Below are 16,060 nucleotides of genomic sequence, written 5' to 3' on the forward strand. Positions count from 1 at the left end.
CGCATTGCGAACCCGCGCGCTGATTCCTTGCGTAGGGCGGGTTAGCGGCAAAGCCGCGTAACCCGCCGGCCTGCTTCAGATCAGCGACTCGCCCAGCTTGGCCAGGTGGGCCGCGTAGGCTTCCAGGTCCAGCTTCTTGCGCGCAACGCCGCTGCGGAAGGCAGCCTGCGCGATCTTGGGCGTGACGCCGACCAGCAGGCGCGGGTCCAGCAGGCCTGGCACCACGTAGTCCTTGCCGAAGCGCTCGTCGCTGCGGGCCATGCCGGCCAGCGCCACCACGCAGGCGATCTTCATCTCCTGGTTGATGGTGCTGGCGCCCGAATCCAGCGCCGCGCGGAACAGGTAAGGGAAGCACAGCGCGTTGTTGATCTGGTTGGGATAGTCCGAACGGCCGGTGGCGATAATGGCGTCCGGCGCCACTTCGCGCACCAGTTCAGGGCGCAGCTCAGGCTCCGGATTGGCCAGCGCGAAAATAATCGGCTGCTTGGCCATCGATTTCACGTCCGCCTGCGACAGCAGGCCGGGGCCGGACAGGCCCAGGAACACGTCCGCGCCCTCGATCACTTGCGACAGCCTGGTGGCCGGGGTGTCGCGCGCCCAGGCTTTCTTCTCGCCGTCCAGTTCGCGCGCGGTGGTCAGCACGCCTTTGCTGTCGCAGACGAAGATGTTCTCGCGGCGCGCGCCCAGCGACAGGATCAGTTCCAGGCAGGCGATGGCGGCGGCGCCGGCGCCGGAGCAGACGATTTTCACGTCGGCGATGTCGCGGCCGGTCATTTCAATGGCGTTCAGCAGGCCGGAACCGACCACGATGGCGGTGCCGTGCTGGTCGTCGTGGAACACGGGAATCGACAGGCGCTCGCGCAGCTTGCGCTCGATGTAGAAGCACTCCGGCGCCTTGATGTCCTCCAGGTTGATACCGCCGAAGGTGGGGTGCAGGGCGGCGATGATGTCGACCAGCTTGTCCGGATCGGTTTCGTCGATTTCGATGTCGAAGGAGTCGATGCCGGCGAATTTCTTGAACAGCACCACTTTGCCTTCCATCACAGGCTTGCCGGCCAGCGCGCCGATATTGCCCAGGCCCAGCACGGCGGTGCCGTTGGTGATGACGGCCACCAGGTTGCCCTTGGCGGTGTATTTGTAGGCCAGCGACGGGTCGCGCTGGATTTCCACGCAAGGCACGGCCACGCCGGGCGAATAGGCCAGCGACAGGTCGTCCTGGCTGGCGACGCTCTTGGTGACGGCGATGGCGATTTTGCCCGGTGCGCCGGCCTGGTGATAGTCCAGCGCTTTCTGTTCCAGATTACTCATGAAAAAATCCTTTTATATGCGAAAAACGCCTGCCCAGGCTGAAAGCCGGGGCAGGCGCGGTAATGGCTAGGGCCGTATCGGATTATGGATACAGGCCACGTACTTCACGTGCTTGCAGCACGCGGGTGCAAGCCAGGATGAAGGTCGCGGTACGCAGCGTTACCTTCTTGTCCTGCGAGACTTCCCAGACCGAATTGAACGCGTCCTGCATGATGCGCGTCAGGCGGGCGTTGATCTCGTCCTCGCTCCAGAAGAAGCTGGAGAAATCCTGCACCCACTCAAAGTATGACACGGTTACGCCGCCGGCGTTTGCCAGCACGTCCGGAACGATCAGGATGTCCTTGTCGGACAGGATGTCGTCAGCTTCCGGCGTGGTTGGGCCGTTAGCGCCTTCGAGGATGATTTTGGTGCGGATCAGCGGCGCGTTGGCGGCGGTGATCTGCTGTTCCAGGGCGGCCGGAATCAGGATGTCCGATTCAATGCCCCAGAACGCGTCGCGGTCCATGAACTGCTCGATGCCGGGGAAGCCTTTCACGCCGCCCGCTTCAGCCACGTGCTTGTGCAGCTGTGCCACGTCCAGGCCGTTCGAGTGCACCACGGTGCCGGTGTGGTCCTGCACGGCGATGACTTTGGCGCCCGCCTCTGCGAACATGGTCGCTGCCACGCCGCCGACGTTGCCGAAGCCCTGGATGGCGACACGCGCACCCTGGATCGCCACGCCGCGCTTGGCCGCTGCCGCCTGGCCAACCACGAACACGCCGCGGCCGGTGGCTTCGCGGCGGCCCAGCGAGCCGCCCAGCGAGATTGGCTTGCCGGTGACCACGCCGGTCGACAGGTTGCCTTCGATCATGGCGTAGGAGTCCATCATCCAGGCCATCACCTGTTCATTGGTGTTGACGTCCGGTGCCGGGATGTCCTTGTTTGGGCCGATGATCAGCGAGATTTCGCTGGTGTAGCGGCGGGTCAGGCGCTGCAGTTCGCCACGCGACAGGGTCTTTGGATCAACGCGGATACCGCCTTTGGCGCCGCCGTATGGCACGTTGACGGCCGCGTTTTTCACGGTCATCCATGCCGACAGGGCCATCACTTCGGACAGGGTCACGTCCTGGTGGAAGCGCACGCCGCCTTTGCCCGGGCCGCGCGACATATTGTGCTGCACGCGGTAGCCTTCGTAGTGGGCGATGGAGCCGTCGTCGCGCTCGATAGGCACGTCAACGGTCAGGATGCGCTTGGGACGCTTCAGCGTTTCCACCCAGCGCGACAGGTTGCCCAGGTGCGGGGTGACGCGGTCGATCTGCTTCAGGTACTGGCCCCATGGACCGAGATCGTCGGGGTTGAGGTAGGACGGCAGTGCGTGTTCGGTGGTCATGCTGTTGGCTCCTGTTGTTCGTCTAAGGCTTCGTTGGGCGCTGCGCTCGTGGCGCTGCGTTAGCGAAGCGAATCATAGGCTGGAGCCCCGCAGGGCGGCTAATGCTGTATCCGCATCCGGCTATGCAAAAAATGCATAGTCTCACAATTGATGCCAGAAGTTTAACGTTCCGAGGCGGGCACGCGCTGCTTTTTGGCGGAGGTTTTCTGCTGGCTTTCGAGGTAGTCCCACAGCCGCGAGACGATCATTTTCCCCGGCCGCGCGGGCGAAGGGCGCTCGCGGTAGAGCCGGATTTCCATCTCGATCTGCCAGTCCGACACGCCGCCGTCGGCGGGCGCCAGCAGCTTCTGTTTCAGCTCGCGCGTGACCGCCGATTCGGGCAGGAAGGCGATGCCGCGTCCTTCCAGCGCCATCATTTTCAGGCCCTCGGCCATGTCGGTTTCGTAATGGTTTTCCAGGTGCAGCGCGGTCTTGGTGTCGGCCAGGATCAGCTCCACCATGCGGCCCAGGTAGGCGTTGTTGGTGTAGGAAAGGAAGGGCAGCGGATCCTGTTTGGTGCCGGGCAGCGTGAACTCCGGAGTCCTGGTCTTGTCGCAGCGGGCGTAGGCGCGCAGCGCTTCGCGGCCCAGCACCAGCATGTCGTAGCGGCCCGGATCGAGCTGCACCGGCTGGCGCGGATGGTGGTAGCACAGCAGCAGGTCGCAGCCGCCTTCCACCAGCTGCAGCACGGCGTCGTGCACGTTGAGCGCCATCAGGCGGCTGTTGATGGGCGCGAAATCCGTCTCCAGCTGCGTGATCCATTTCGGGATGAAGGTCAGCGACAGCGTGTGCGGCACGGCCAGGTCGATGCTGGTCATGGCGGCGGCGCGCTTGTTGCGCAGCAGTTCGCGCACGCCGTTGATCTGGCCCAGCATTTCCAGCGCCTGCTCGTAGAACACCAGGCCGGCCGGGGTCAAGCGGGTGGGGTAGGAGGTGCGGTCCACCAGGTCGGTGCCCAGCCAGTTTTCCAGCGACTGGATGCGGCGCGAGAAGGCCGGCTGCGTGACGTGCCGCTGCGAGGCGGAACGGCTGAAGTTATTGGTCTCGGCCAGCGAGATGAAGTCTTCCAGCCATTTGGTTTCCATGCTTGATCCAGCGCAAACGAGAGAGTGCGATTGTATTTCATTTCTTGCCTTTCTTTCGCAAACCGGCCTATACTGGACTGAGTTATACGACGTCTGACCTCTTGTGTTTTTTGTAAATATCACTAACCTGGACAGGAGCAGTGGCATGAGCAAACGCATCAATCATTTCAAGCGCACCCTCAAGCAGGGCACTTTGCAGATCGGGCTATGGTCCGGGCTGTCGAGCAACGTCACGGTGGAGGTGCTGGCCAATGCGGGCTTCGACTGGCTGCTGCTGGACATGGAGCATTCCCCCAACGAGCTGCCCATGGTGCATTCCCAGCTCCAGGCCGCCGCGCAGGGCACGGCCCACCCCATCGTGCGGCCGCCGTGGAACGACACTGTGGTGATCAAGCGCCTGCTGGACGTGGGCGCGCAAACCCTGCTGATTCCCTTTGTGCAGAACGCGGAGGAGGCGCGCCAGGCGGTGGCCGCCACGCGTTATCCGCCGCTGGGCGTGCGCGGCTTTTCCACGGCGGCGCGCGCTTCCGACTATGGCCGCGTGAGCGACTACTGGGCCACCAGCTCGGATGATATCTGCGTGCTGCTGCAGGTGGAAACGCCGCTGGCCATCGCCAATATCGAGGAAATCGCGGCGGTGGACGGGGTGGACGGCATCTTCATCGGGCCGGGCGACCTGGCCGCGTCCATGGGCCACCTGGCCAACCTGAAGCACCCGGAAGTGGTGGAAGCCATCGAGGGCGCGGTGCGCCGCATTGTCGCCACCGGCAAGGCGGCCGGGGTGCTGATGGGCGACGAAGCACTGGCGCGCCGCTATATCGCGGCGGGCTGCACCTACACTGCCGTGGGCAGCGACATCGGCCTGCTGGCGCGCGGCGCCGAAGCGCTGGCCGCCAAATTCAAAATCGCCGCCTGAGCGCGGACCATCATCGAAGGAGTGGATATGAGTAAAGTGGGCTTTATCGGACTGGGCATCATGGGCGCGCCGATGGCGGCGAATCTGCTGAAAGGCGGCCACCAGCTGTTTGTGCAGCAGCGCAAGCCGCTGCCGCCGCAGCTGGTGGAACTGGGCGCCGTAGGCTGCGCCACCAGCAAGGAAGTGGCGCAGAACGCGGACATCATCATCATGATGGTGCCGGACACCCCGCAAGTGGCCGAGGTGCTGTTCGACGAGGGCGGCGTGGCGCAGGGCCTGAGCGCGGGCAAGATCGTGGTCGACATGAGCTCGATCTCGCCGCTGGAAACCAAGAAGTTCGCGGCCCGCATCAACGCGCTGGGCTGCGAGTACCTGGACGCGCCGGTGTCCGGCGGCGAGGTGGGCGCCAAGGCGGCCACGCTGACCATCATGGTGGGCGGCAGCGAGCAGGCCTTCAACGCCGTCAAGCCGCTGTTTGAGCTGATGGGCAAGAACATTACGCTGGTGGGCGGCAACGGCGACGGCCAGACCACCAAGGTGGCGAACCAGATCATCGTGGCGCTGAACATTGAAGCGGTGGGCGAGGCGCTGCTGTTCGCCTCGCGCATGGGCGCGGACCCGTCCAAGGTGCGCCAGGCGCTGATGGGCGGCTTCGCGGCCTCGCGCATCCTGGAAGTGCACGGCGAACGCATGATCAAACGCACCTTCGATCCGGGCTTCCGCATCGAGCTGCACCAGAAGGACTTGAACCTGGCGCTGAGCAGCGCGCGCGCCATCGGCGTGAGCCTGCCGAACACCGCGACGGCGCAGGAGCTGTTCAACACCTGCTCGGCGCACGGCGGCAAGGCCTGGGACCATTCGGCTCTGGTGCGCGCGCTGGAGATCATGGCAAACTTCGAGATCGGCGCCAAACTGCCTGAATAGGAGTAGCCATGACAACCCAAGCGACTTTGCCTGCCGGCGCCGACATGCCGGCCCTGCTGCGCCGCATGTTCGACGCGGCGGTGGCGGCGGCGCAGCCCGCGCTGTGCCTGCCTGCGCACTTGCCGGAGCCGCCGCGCGGGCGCACGCTGGTGATAGGCGCCGGCAAGGCGTCGGCCGAAATGGCGCGCGTGCTGGAGCAGCACTGGCCGGGCGAGCTCACCGGGCTGGTGGTCACGCGCTACGGCTACGCGGTGCCGTGCGAACGCATCGAGATTGTGGAGGCCGCGCACCCGGTGCCGGATGAAAACGGCATGGCGGCTGCGCGGCGCATCCTCGCCATGGTGCAGGGACTGAGCGAGGACGACCTGGTGATCTGCCTGATTTCCGGCGGCGGCTCGGCGCTGATGGCCTTGCCGCTGCCACTGTCCGATTCCTCGCTGGACCTGGCGGTGAAGCAGGAGATCAACCGCGCGCTGCTGCAGAGCGGCGCCACCATCAGCGAGATGAATTGCGTGCGGCGCCATCTTTCGGCCATCAAGGGTGGGCGGCTCGCCGCCGCATGCCATCCGGCGCGCGTGGTGACGCTGGTGATATCGGACGTGCCGGGAGACAGCCCGTCCGACATCGCTTCCGGCCCCACCTGCGCGGACGCCAGCACCTGCGCCGACGCGCTGGCCATCCTGCAGCGCTACCGCATCGCCGTTCCGGAGGCGGTGACGCGGCTGCTGGAATCGGGCGCCGGAGAAAGCATCAAGCCGGGCGATGCGCGGCTGGCGCGCAGCGAGGTGCGCATGATCGCCGCGCCGCAAATTGCGCTGGAAGCGGCCGCCGAAGTGGCGCGCCAGGCCGGCGTGGTGCCGCATATCCTCGGCGACAGCATCGAGGGCGAGGCGCGCGACGTGGGCATTGTCGTCGCAGGGATTGCGCGCCAGGTGGCCAGGCGCGGGCAGCCGTTCGCGGCGCCGTGCGTGCTGCTGTCCGGCGGCGAAACCACGGTTACGGTGCGCGGCGAAGGCAGGGGAGGACGCAACGTGGAGTTCCTGCTGTCGCTGGGCGTGGCGCTGAACAGCCACCCCGGCATTTACGCCATCGCCTGCGATACGGACGGCGTGGACGGGCAGGAGGAAATCGCCGGCGCCGTGCTGACGCCGGAAACGCTGGAGCAGGCCTGGGCGCTGGGCATCAACCCGCGCCGCAGTCTGGCCAACAACGACGGCCACGGTTTCTTCCAGGCGCTGGGCGCGTCCGTGGTGTGCGGCCCCACGCTGACCAATGTGAACGACTTCCGCGCGGTCTACGTGGAGCCGCTTCCCTGATCAGAAATGGTATTCGGCGCGCACCATGGGCGTGCGCGCCGTTGCGCCGGGGTTGCCGGGGTTGCCCTTCGTGCTGTTGCCGAACTTGTTTTTCCAGTACTGGTACTCGACGCCGACTTTGAAGGTGTTCTTGGCGGCGCCCACGGCGGCGCTCATGTCGTACATGATCTGCATGTCGATATTGGTCTCCGGCTTGGTGGCGCCGCCGAATTCGTTGCGGCCTTTGCTGCCGATGAAGTTGGCATAGCCTTCGAAGGATAGCGGCACGCCCGCGCTGAAGGGAATGCCCCACACCGCGTTGAGCATGGGATGCACGTCGTAGTCGTAGCGCGGCGTGGCGGTTCTGGAGAAGCCGTTGTAGGGCGCGTTGCTTTCCCACAGGGCCAGCAGGCTGATGTCGAGGAAGCCCGGCACGTCCAGGTTGAGCGTGGGGCCGGCCACCAGCATGCGCTTCCTGGAGTTGTAGCCCGCGTCGTGCTTGACGTTGAAGTCGAATCCGGCGGTGAAGCCCAGGCCGCGCACGGGGCCAGCCTTGAAGTCTTTTCCTGTTACTTTACCCAAGTCCAGCGTGTGCCGGTACAGCACGTACAGCTCGCGCGCGCCGCTGCCGGAACCGGCGCTGTCCGGATCTTTTTTATCCGACAGCAGCAGGTCCGCGCTGATGAAGTTTTTGCCGTAGGCGTAGCCGTTGACGTGGCTCAGGTTGACGATGTTCTTCCGGATGTCCGCCGGGTTGAACGGTTCGGCGTAGTGCGTGCCGTAGCGGTAGCTCAGCGCCGTGTCGCTCCAGTCCACGGCCTGCGCGGCGCCCGCGCCCAGCAAGGCCAGCGCAGCAAGAAAGGTTTTCATCGTCGTTTGCCTGTGCATGCTGCGCTCTCCTTGTTGGTGTGCCTGCATTGTCTCCCAAAACACCGGCCACCGGGCGCAGGCGTGGCTAAAGCGACACGCTGCCGGCTGGGCGCGCGTAGGGCGGGTTAGCTCTCCGAGCGTAACCCGCCGGTGCCGATGCTGCGCATCGGCGTCAGCCACCACGCCAGCGCGGATATGGCCAGCAGCAGCGCGCTGCCGCCCGCGAACAGCTGCGCCAGCGTGATCACCTTGAGCAGCGCGCCGATGGCGGCGGCCGACAGCGGCGCCAGCCCCATGAAAATAAACATGAAGATGCTCATGGCGCGGCCCAGCATGCGGGGCGGAACGCTGCCCTGTATAAAGGTGAAGACGGCAATCTGCATAAAGCCCGCCAGCGATCCCGCCAGGAGCAGCAAGGCCGCGCCTTGCCAGGTGGCGGTGATCGCGCCCAGCGGCGCAAGCAGCAGCGCCACGATGGCGTCGATGGCGAGCAGCGTGGCGCCGAAACCGCCGAAGCGCAGCTTCACCCCGGCGCTGGAGAGCGCCATGCCGAGCAGCATGCCGGTGCCGTGCGCGCCGGTCAGCAGGCCAAGCGAGCCGGCGCCGTGCAGGTTCTGGCTGGCGAGCAGGGGCAGGGCAACCTGCATGGCGCCGCCGACGAACACCGCCACCACGGACCAGTACATAAAGCAGGTGCGCAGCGCCACGTCGCGCCAGACCGTCATCAGGCCTTCGCCCACCGAGCTGAATATGGACTGCGGCGGACCGGCCGGCCGCGCGGCCCCGGCGCGCATGCGTACCTGCGCCAGCGTCCAGGCGGTGAACAGGAAGGTGAAGCAGTCGAATGCGAAAGCGATGCCGATGCCGAAGGCGCCCGCCGGAGCGTGCAAGGCAGGGTGGCCGCCTGCGCCGGCCGCCGTTGTTGCCGCTGCAGCCGCGCCGCCGTCGCCGGCGATTGCGATCAGCAGCGCGGCCAGGACCGGGCCGGCCAGCATGGTGAGCTGGCGCATGCCCATCATGGCGCCGTTGGCGGCTTGCAGATGCTCGGGCGGCACCACCTGCGGCATGATGGAGGTGCCGGACGGGATGGCGAAGGCCTGCGCCAGCCCCAGTCCCAGCGCCAGCGCGTACAGCAGCGGCAGCGACAGCAGCGCGGGCGCGAACAGCACCAGCCCGGCCAGCACGCCGAGCAGCGCGGCGTTGACGTATTTGGTCACCATCATCACGCGCTTGGGCGAGTAGCGGTCCACCAGCGCGCCGCCGAGCAGCATGAACACCGCGCGCGGCACGCTCATGATGGCGATGACGGCGCCCAGCGCGAGCGGATCGCCCGTCATAGTGAGCACCAGCCAGGGCAGGGCGATCATGGTGAACTGGTCGCCAAGACCGGAGATGACGCCGCCGCCGAGCAGCCAGCGGAAATTGGCGTCTTGCAAGATGGGGGAGCGTTGCTTGTTCATGGGCTGCGCCTTAGCTGTTGGTGAGGTTCATGCCGGCCACGCTGCCCAGCACGGCGGCCAGCGCGTCCAGCTGGTCCGGGGCGGAGCTGCGCAGCAGTTCGGCGCTCACTTCGCGCGCGGTGACGAGGGCGTTGTCCAGCATCTCGTGCCCGGCGGAGGTGATGACGGCGTAGCCGACGCGGGCGTCGCGCGGGTCGGGCTGGCGCGCCACCATGCCGTTTTTCTCCAGCGGCAGCAGGGTGCGCGTCACGCCGGACGCGGTCAGGCCCTGGCGCTCGGCCAGGTCCACGCGGCGCAGGCGGCCGCCGGGCGCCTTGGCCAGATGATGCAGCAGCATGAAGTCGCTGAAGCTCAGGCCGAAATGGCCGCCCAGCGCGGCGTCCAGGCGGCGCACCATGGCCGCTTGGGCGCGCGCCAGGCGCAGGCAGAAATCGAGGGCGGCGTCGCCGGTGATGGTTTCCATGATTTGTCCTTGATATATACTTGAGTGATCAAGTATATGCTGGAGGCGAAAAAAAAGCCACCGAAATTTTCGATGGCTTGGTGCGGCTCCGGCGGGTTACGCAGCTGCGCTGCTAACCCGCCCTACGATGCGCGCCGAAACGGTACCGTAGGGCGGGTTAGCGCGGCATGGCCGCGCGTAACCCGCCGTGCATGCGCGACGGATTAACGGTCGCCGTAGGTGCGGCGGGCGCCGTCGGTACGGCCTTTGTAGCCGCCGCCGCCTTCGCGGTTGAAGCCGCCGCCGGTGCTGGCGCCTTCGCGCGGGTAGCCGCCGGTGCTCGCGCCTTCACGCGGGTAGCCGCCGCCTTCCTTGCGCGGTGCGCCTGGCTTACTGAAGCTGCGCTGCGCTGGCTTGCCGCCACGGTTGTCGCCTGGTTTCCAGCCGCCTGGACGCGAAGCCGAGCGCGGAGGCGCGGTGCGCTTAGGCTCGAAACCTTCGATCGTGGTGACAGGGATCAGCTGCTTGGTGAAACGCTCGATGCGCTTCACGTTCATGCCTTCGGCGTGGTTCACCAGCGATACCGCCAGGCCATTGCGGCCGGCGCGGCCGGTACGGCCAATGCGGTGCACATAGTCTTCAGCGAATTTCGGCAGGTCGTAGTTGACCACGTGGGTGATGGTCGGCACGTCGATGCCGCGCGCGGCGACGTCGGTTGCCACCAGCACTTTGACCTGGCCGCGGCGCATGCTGTCCAGGGTGCGGTTGCGCGCGCCCTGGTGCATGTCGCCGTGCAGCGCGGCAGCCGAGAAACCGGCGATGTTCAGGCGGTCGGCGATGGTGTCCGCGTCGCGCTTGGTGGCGGTGAACACCACGGCCTGGTCCATCGACTCGTCGCGCAGCAGGTGGTCCAGCAGGCGGTTCTTGTGCGACAGGTCGTCCACGAAGTGCACGCGCTGGGTGATGTTCTCATGCTTGTTGGCGGCGCTGACGATCTGGATGACCATCGGATCCTTGGTGATGCGGCGGGCCATATTGCCCACCACGCCGTCCAGGGTGGCCGAGAACAGCATGGTCTGGCGGCTGTCCGGGGTGGCGGCGACGATTTTCTCGATGTCGTCGATGAAGCCCATGTCCAGCATGCGGTCGGCTTCGTCCAGCACCAGGATCTGCAGCTGGGAGAAGTCGATCTTGCCCGATTCCATATGGTCGATCAGGCGGCCAGGGGTCGCCACCAGGATTTCAGGATTGCGCGACAGCAGTTGCATCTGCTTTGGATAAGGCATGCCGCCCAGGATGGACACAGCCTTGATGCCGCGCAGGTTCACGGCGTACTTGTCGGTGTTGGTGGTAACTTGCAGGGCCAGTTCACGGGTCGGGGTCAGCACCAGCATTTTTGGCTGGGCGGCCTTGAAGCGCGGACGCTCGCCGCGCGCTTTGGCGGCTTGCATTTCCTGATTAGGGGTCTTGCCGGCGGCGGCCGGCGGCAGTGCGGCCAGACGGGTCAGCGACGGCAGCATGAATGCTGCGGTCTTGCCGGAACCGGTCTGGGAGGATACCAACAGATCCTTGCCTGCGATAGCGGCAGGCACAGCTTGCTCCTGTACTGGGGTCGGCTTGGTGTAGCCGGCATCGGTCAGGGCTTTGAGTACGGACGTGTTGATACCAAGTGCTTCAAAAGTCATTCTTATCTTTCGTAAAAATCAGCGTTCATGCAAAAACGCAGAACGCAAAATAGCAACGCCAACCAAACGAAATGACTCTAACAAACTAGATTAGAAATTTCGGCACAAAAGCTTTGCGCCGGGACGGTGTCTTATTCGACACACAAGGCGGGGGGCTTTATAAGCGTCATCAGGGACGATGCGCTAAGGCTTGCGTAGCTGCTGTTATTCTTAGTGCCGACTGCGTGTTGCAGCGCACAAGCCGACACTATAACGTATTTCCGGCCAATTTGCACGCTTAATTGCGCGCGATCTGTTGTCGCGGCGTTATTGCCTCGGATTGACAGCAATTGTCCATTGGGCAATAGTGTTGGCTCCTTGCTATCCAGGAGTCTGCGCGTGAAACAGTCGACCATCGACGCCCTGATCGGCAGCATCTATGCCGCCGTGACCGCCGCCAGTGGCTTCCAGCAATTTATAGCCGAATTCAGCGCCGCAGCGGGCGCCAGCGGTGTGCTGCTGATTATGCGTCATGTTGTTTCGCAGGAGTTGCAGGGGGTGTGGGTGGTGGGCATGGATCCGGCTTACCTGCAAAGCTATGCGCTGCGCTATGCCGGCGAGGACGTGCTGGCGCTGCACATGGAGCACTCGCCCATTGGACGCTTCTACGCCAGCAACCTCGATGTGCCCGAACGCGCGCACTACCACGAGCTGCCGTTTTACCGGGATTGGGTGCAGCCGCAAGGCATGGCGTATGCGGCCGGCTGCGTGATCCTGCGCGAGGGCCAATGGCTGACCCAGATTTTCCTGCAGCGTTCCACCGCCCAGCCGCCGTTCTCGCGGCGCACCATGGTGCAGCTGGAGCGGCTGGTGCCGCATCTTCAACGCGCGCTGCAGATGCGCCAGCGCTTTGCCGAGCTGCGGCTGGGACGCGACATGCTGGCCGGCAGCCTGGATGTATTGGCCATGCCGGCGCTGCTGTGCGATGAACGCGGCCGCATGGCCCATTGCAACCGCAGCGGCCGCGCGCTGCTGGAGGCGGGCGGCGGCTTGTGGCTGGACGGCGGCCTGCTGCGCGCGCGCAGCGAACCGGTGGCGCGGCAGCTGGCGCTGGCGCTGTGCGGGGCGGTGCGCGCCAGCCATGGCGACGGATCGCCGGAGCCGGGCGTGGTGCTGCTGCCGCGCGCCGGCGCCGCGCCGCTGTCGCTGCTGGTGACGCCGCTGCAGATGGGCGAGGGAAGCGCGCTGCCCGGCGCGGCGCTGGTACTGGCCTATGATCCGCTCAGTACGCCGGTGGTGCAGGCGGACCTGCTGCGCCAGCTGTTCGGCCTGTCGGCCGCCGAGGCGGCGCTGGCGTCGGCACTGTGCGGCGGCAAAACGCTGGAAGAGGCGGCCGGCGAGCGCGGCACGGCCATCAGCACGGCGCGCAGCCAGCTCAAAAGCATCTTTAACAAGACCGGCACGCGCCGCCAGGCCGATCTGGTGTCCTTGTTGCTCACCAGCCCCGCCTATTTCCTGGCGCAGCGCGGGCAGGAATAGATACCGCATCCGGCGCCCGGGCCGCCGGGTTTGAAATATTTTTGCCTTTTTAACCCCGTTCGGCGCATCGCACCGTTTCACTCCCATGCCGGAAGAAGCCGGGTCAAGGAGAGTGCCATGCTGTTGCGATTGCTAGTCCTGTTATTGATGCTGTGCGCGCTGCCATGCGGCGCCGGCGCAGCTGTCCCCATGCCGCGCATGGAAACCCTGAACGGCGAGCGCCCTGTGCGGCTGCAAAGCGTGAGCATAGCCGGCGCCGTCAGCGGCGGCATGGCGGAAACCACGGTGCGCATGGTGTTCTTCAATCCGAACGGCCGCGCGCTGGAGGGGCATCTGCATTTCCCGCTGCTGGAAGGCCAGCAGATCAGCGCTTTCGCGCTGGATATCGACGGCAAGCTGCGGCCTGCCGTGCCGGTTGAAAAGAGCCGGGGACGCGAGATACTGGAGGCGGTGGAGCGGCGCGGCATCGACCCGGGCCTGCTGGAGCGCACCGAGGGCAATCACTTCCGGCTGCGGGTGTACCCGATACCCGCGCAGGGAACGCGCACGGTGGAAGTGAAATACAGCGAGACGCTGGCGCGCGACGGTACAGGCTGGATCTACCGCCTGCCGCTGGCTTACGGCGAGCGGGTGCGGGATTTTGGCCTGAGCCTGCAAGTGAACGGCGCCAGCGCCGCGCCGAGCACCAGCGGCGCCCTGGGCGAGCTGCATTTCGAAGGCATGCGCAACGGCTACCGCGCGCAGGTGGCAAAGCAGGATTACACCGGCGCGGCCAACGCTGCGCTGGCGCTGCGCCTGCCGGGCAGCGCGCAGCCGCAAGCCTATGTCCAGCAATTCGACGGCGAACGCTATTTTGTGGCGGAGATTCCGGTGGCGGCGCGGCGCGTGGCGCGCACGCTCCCCAAGGTGGTGGGCCTGCTGTGGGATAGCTCGGGCTCCGGCGCCAACCGCCATATCGACGCGGAACTGGCTGAGCTGGACCGCTATTTCAAGGCGCTGGGCCGGGCCGAAGTGCGGCTGCAGCGCCTGCGGGACAGGCCGGAGGCGGCGGTCGCTTATCAAATCGAGCGTGGCAACTGGAGCGCTTTGCGCAAGGACTTGCTGTCCACCGTGTACGACGGCGCCAGCGCGCTGGCGGACTGGCAGCCGCAGCGCGGCGTGGACGAATACCTGCTGGTGAGCGACGGTTTGCTGAACTACGGCGGCGCGAAGTTTCCCGTGCTGGCGTCCGGCCAGCGGCTGTATGCCATGAACTCCGCCGCCAGTGCGGACACCGGCAGGCTGGCGGCGCTGGCTGAGCGCAGCGGCGGCCAGCTGGTGCAGGTGCAGGCGGACCGCCCCGGCGCGGCGGCGGAGATGCTGCTGACCGACGGCCCGCAGCTGCATGATCTGCACGCGGACGGCGCCAAGGACCTGCTGGCCGACCTGTCCGGTGCGCGGCAAGGCATGCTGCGCGTGGCGGGCAAGCTCACGCAGCCGTCGGCGCAAGTGGCTTTGACCATCGTGCAGCAGGGGAAAGCCACCGAGATCAAACTGGCGGTCGGGGAGAAAGCGCCGCTGCATCCGCAGGCGGCCCTGGTGTGGGCAGGCTACAAGCTGCGCGAGCTGGAGGCGGAGTTCGATCTGCATCGCGGCGCCATCCGCCGCCTGGGCGCGCAGTTTGGCCTGCCGACGCGCGAGACCTCTCTGCTGGTGCTGGAGCGCCTGGACGACTACGTGCGCTACGACGTAACGCCGCCTGCCGAATTGCTGGCCGACTACGAGAAGATGAAGGCACGCTTCGGCGCCCAGCTTGCGCAGCGGCGCGTCAAGCAGCTTGATGACGTGGTGCGTCGCTTCCAGCAGAAGGAGGCCTGGTGGAACAAGGATTACCCGAAAGAGGCCGCTGCCAAACTTGCGCAAGTGCTGCCACGCACTGATAGCGGCGCGGGCCTGGGGCCGATCAAGGTGACGGGTAGCAGCGTCGGGCCATTGCGGGACGTCGTGGTCGCCGAGGATATCGGGGCGGCGCCCGGTAACGTCATTGCCAACGCCACCAACGCGGCGCGGCGGGCATCCGCACCGCTGGCGTTTGAGCGCGCGCCTGAGGTGCCAGCTCCGGCGCCAGTCTCTCCGCGACCACCCCCGCCTCCGGCCCCTTTTTCGGCCCCGGCTCCTGCTTTGGCTTATGCCCCCGCCCAAACTTCGGCCCCGGCTTCGGCAACGCCGCAGGCCGGCACGGCCGGCGCGGGCACGATCTCGATGAAAAAATGGTCCGCGAACGCGCCCTACATTGCGCGCATGAAGGCGGCGAGCAGCGACGCGCTGTATGCGATCTATCTGGACGAGCGGCCGTCATGGAGCGGCAGCAGCGCCTTCTACCTGGATGTGGCGGACATGCTGATCGAGCGCGGCCAGCGCGACCTGGGCTTGCGGGTGCTGTCCAATCTGGCCGAGCTGGAACTGGAGAACCGCCATGTGCTGCGCATACTGGGCTACCGGCTTTTGCAGGCGGGCTTGCCGCAGCTGGCCGTGCCGCTGTTTGAGCAGGTGCTGCTGCTGGCGGGCGAGGAGCCGCAGTCCTATCGCGATCTGGGGCTGGCATATGCCGCGGCAGGCAAGCCGCAGCAGGCGGTGGACCAGCTGTATGAAGTGGTGCTGCGGCCATGGGATGGGCGCTTTGCGGATATCGAGCTGATTGCGCTGGCCGAGATGAACGCCATTATCGCGGCTGCGCCCAAAGGCACGGTTGACACCGGCCGTATCGATGGCCGTCTGCTGAAAAACCTGCCGCTCGATTTGCGCGCGGTGCTGACCTGGGATGCGGACAACAGCGATATGGACTTGTGGGTGACGGACCCGAACGGCGAGCGCTGCTACTACGCGCAGATGATTACCGCGCAGGGCGGCCGCATTTCGCGCGACTTCACGGGCGGCTATGGCCCGGAGGAATTCTCGCTGCGCAAAGCCAAGCCGGGCAAGTACCAGGTGCATGCCAATTTCTTTGGCCACCGGCAGCAGCTGGTTGCGGGCGCCACCACGGTCCAGCTGCGCCTGACGACGGCGTTCGGTACGCCGGACGCGAAAGAGGAGATGGTGACGGTGCGCCTGAGCGGGCGCGGCAGCACGGTGCTGGTGGGCGAGTTCGAAGTGCCCGGCAGCTAGTCCTG

The 16,060-nt window shown here is 66.1% G+C and carries 12 protein-coding genes; 5 read left to right on the forward strand and 7 right to left on the reverse strand.

The genetic code is table 11. The features are described from left to right. Positions 1-75: 75 nt before the first annotated feature. The 3 genes from KT882_RS12430 to KT882_RS12440 all read right to left on the reverse strand — a co-directional run bounded on the left by KT882_RS12430 (position 76) and on the right by KT882_RS12440 (position 3,801). Positions 76-1,308 carry a malic enzyme-like NAD(P)-binding protein gene (locus tag KT882_RS12430; RefSeq protein WP_321170357.1) on the reverse strand — a complete coding sequence of 411 codons (1,233 nt, stop codon included), beginning with the start codon at positions 1,306-1,308 and terminating at the stop codon, positions 76-78. A gap of 82 nt (positions 1,309-1,390) precedes the next feature. Next, positions 1,391-2,677 (reverse strand): Glu/Leu/Phe/Val family dehydrogenase, encoded by a 1,287-nt coding sequence (locus KT882_RS12435; protein WP_161074024.1) that lies wholly within the window; start codon positions 2,675-2,677, stop codon positions 1,391-1,393. Positions 2,678-2,838: 161 nt separating this feature from the next. Continuing rightward, on the reverse strand, positions 2,839-3,801 hold the full coding sequence (locus KT882_RS12440) for a LysR family transcriptional regulator (protein ID WP_161074025.1): 963 nt from the start codon (positions 3,799-3,801) through the stop codon (positions 2,839-2,841). Between the two features lie 145 nt (positions 3,802-3,946). Here KT882_RS12440 and KT882_RS12445 point away from each other — a divergent pair, with 145 nt between their 5' ends. The 3 genes from KT882_RS12445 to KT882_RS12455 are packed head-to-tail and all read left to right on the forward strand — an operon-like array spanning position 3,947 to position 6,957. Beyond that, positions 3,947-4,717 carry an aldolase/citrate lyase family protein gene (locus KT882_RS12445; protein WP_161074026.1) on the forward strand — a complete coding sequence of 257 codons (771 nt, stop codon included), beginning with the start codon at positions 3,947-3,949 and terminating at the stop codon, positions 4,715-4,717. A gap of 27 nt (positions 4,718-4,744) precedes the next feature. After that, the gene (gene glxR, locus KT882_RS12450; RefSeq protein ID WP_161074027.1) at positions 4,745-5,641 is read left to right on the forward strand and encodes a 2-hydroxy-3-oxopropionate reductase; all 897 of its coding nucleotides are present in this window, start codon (positions 4,745-4,747) and stop codon (positions 5,639-5,641) included. A gap of 8 nt (positions 5,642-5,649) precedes the next feature. Then, a complete protein-coding gene (locus KT882_RS12455) occupies positions 5,650-6,957 on the forward strand; it encodes a glycerate kinase type-2 family protein (RefSeq protein WP_228895984.1) in 1,308 nt (435 codons plus the stop codon). Here the strand turns inward: KT882_RS12455 and KT882_RS12460 are convergent, their stop codons facing one another. The 4 genes from KT882_RS12460 to KT882_RS12475 form a co-directional block, all read right to left on the reverse strand. After that, on the reverse strand, positions 6,958-7,806 hold the full coding sequence (locus tag KT882_RS12460) for an outer envelope protein (RefSeq protein WP_228895986.1): 849 nt from the start codon (positions 7,804-7,806) through the stop codon (positions 6,958-6,960). A 125-nt stretch (positions 7,807-7,931) separates the two neighbouring features. Then, positions 7,932-9,266 (reverse strand): MFS transporter, encoded by a 1,335-nt coding sequence (locus KT882_RS12465; RefSeq protein WP_228895987.1) that lies wholly within the window; start codon positions 9,264-9,266, stop codon positions 7,932-7,934. 10 nt (positions 9,267-9,276) lie between these two features. Next, complete coding sequence (locus KT882_RS12470) at positions 9,277-9,729, reverse strand: MarR family winged helix-turn-helix transcriptional regulator (RefSeq protein WP_161074030.1); 453 nt, start codon at positions 9,727-9,729, stop codon at positions 9,277-9,279. A gap of 203 nt (positions 9,730-9,932) precedes the next feature. Further along, positions 9,933-11,393 carry a DEAD/DEAH box helicase gene (locus KT882_RS12475; protein ID WP_161074031.1) on the reverse strand — a complete coding sequence of 487 codons (1,461 nt, stop codon included), beginning with the start codon at positions 11,391-11,393 and terminating at the stop codon, positions 9,933-9,935. 378 nt (positions 11,394-11,771) lie between these two features. Here KT882_RS12475 and KT882_RS12480 point away from each other — a divergent pair, with 378 nt between their 5' ends. Together KT882_RS12480 and KT882_RS12485 are read left to right on the forward strand one after the other, a co-directional pair. Further along, positions 11,772-12,911: a helix-turn-helix transcriptional regulator gene (locus tag KT882_RS12480; RefSeq protein WP_228895988.1), complete on the forward strand. Its 1,140-nt coding sequence runs from the start codon at positions 11,772-11,774 to the stop codon at positions 12,909-12,911. Positions 12,912-13,028: 117 nt separating this feature from the next. Further along, positions 13,029-16,055, forward strand: coding sequence for a VIT domain-containing protein (locus KT882_RS12485; protein ID WP_228895989.1), 3,027 nt, complete (start codon positions 13,029-13,031; stop codon positions 16,053-16,055). Positions 16,056-16,060: the final 5 nt, after the last annotated feature.

It is taken from the genome of Pseudoduganella aquatica, assembly GCF_020865585.1.
Lineage (GTDB): Bacteria > Pseudomonadota > Gammaproteobacteria > Burkholderiales > Burkholderiaceae_D > Rugamonas > Rugamonas aquatica_A.

What these genes read in the sequence shown, in the direction of transcription:
- glxR (WP_161074027.1), top strand. Translation starts at nt 4,745, where the DNA reads ATGAGTAAAGTGGGCTTTATCGGACTGGGCATCATGGGCGCGCCGATG.
- KT882_RS12465 (WP_228895987.1), bottom strand. Translation starts at nt 9,266, where the DNA reads ATGAACAAGCAACGCTCCCCCATCTTGCAAGACGCCAATTTCCGCTGG.
- KT882_RS12445 (WP_161074026.1), top strand. Translation starts at nt 3,947, where the DNA reads ATGAGCAAACGCATCAATCATTTCAAGCGCACCCTCAAGCAGGGCACT.
- KT882_RS12435 (WP_161074024.1), bottom strand. Translation starts at nt 2,677, where the DNA reads ATGACCACCGAACACGCACTGCCGTCCTACCTCAACCCCGACGATCTC.
- KT882_RS12430 (WP_321170357.1), bottom strand. Translation starts at nt 1,308, where the DNA reads ATGAGTAATCTGGAACAGAAAGCGCTGGACTATCACCAGGCCGGCGCA.
- KT882_RS12475 (WP_161074031.1), bottom strand. Translation starts at nt 11,393, where the DNA reads ATGACTTTTGAAGCACTTGGTATCAACACGTCCGTACTCAAAGCCCTG.
- KT882_RS12455 (WP_228895984.1), top strand. Translation starts at nt 5,650, where the DNA reads ATGACAACCCAAGCGACTTTGCCTGCCGGCGCCGACATGCCGGCCCTG.
- KT882_RS12485 (WP_228895989.1), top strand. Translation starts at nt 13,029, where the DNA reads ATGCTGTTGCGATTGCTAGTCCTGTTATTGATGCTGTGCGCGCTGCCA.
- KT882_RS12470 (WP_161074030.1), bottom strand. Translation starts at nt 9,729, where the DNA reads ATGGAAACCATCACCGGCGACGCCGCCCTCGATTTCTGCCTGCGCCTG.
- KT882_RS12440 (WP_161074025.1), bottom strand. Translation starts at nt 3,801, where the DNA reads ATGGAAACCAAATGGCTGGAAGACTTCATCTCGCTGGCCGAGACCAAT.
- KT882_RS12460 (WP_228895986.1), bottom strand. Translation starts at nt 7,806, where the DNA reads ATGAAAACCTTTCTTGCTGCGCTGGCCTTGCTGGGCGCGGGCGCCGCG.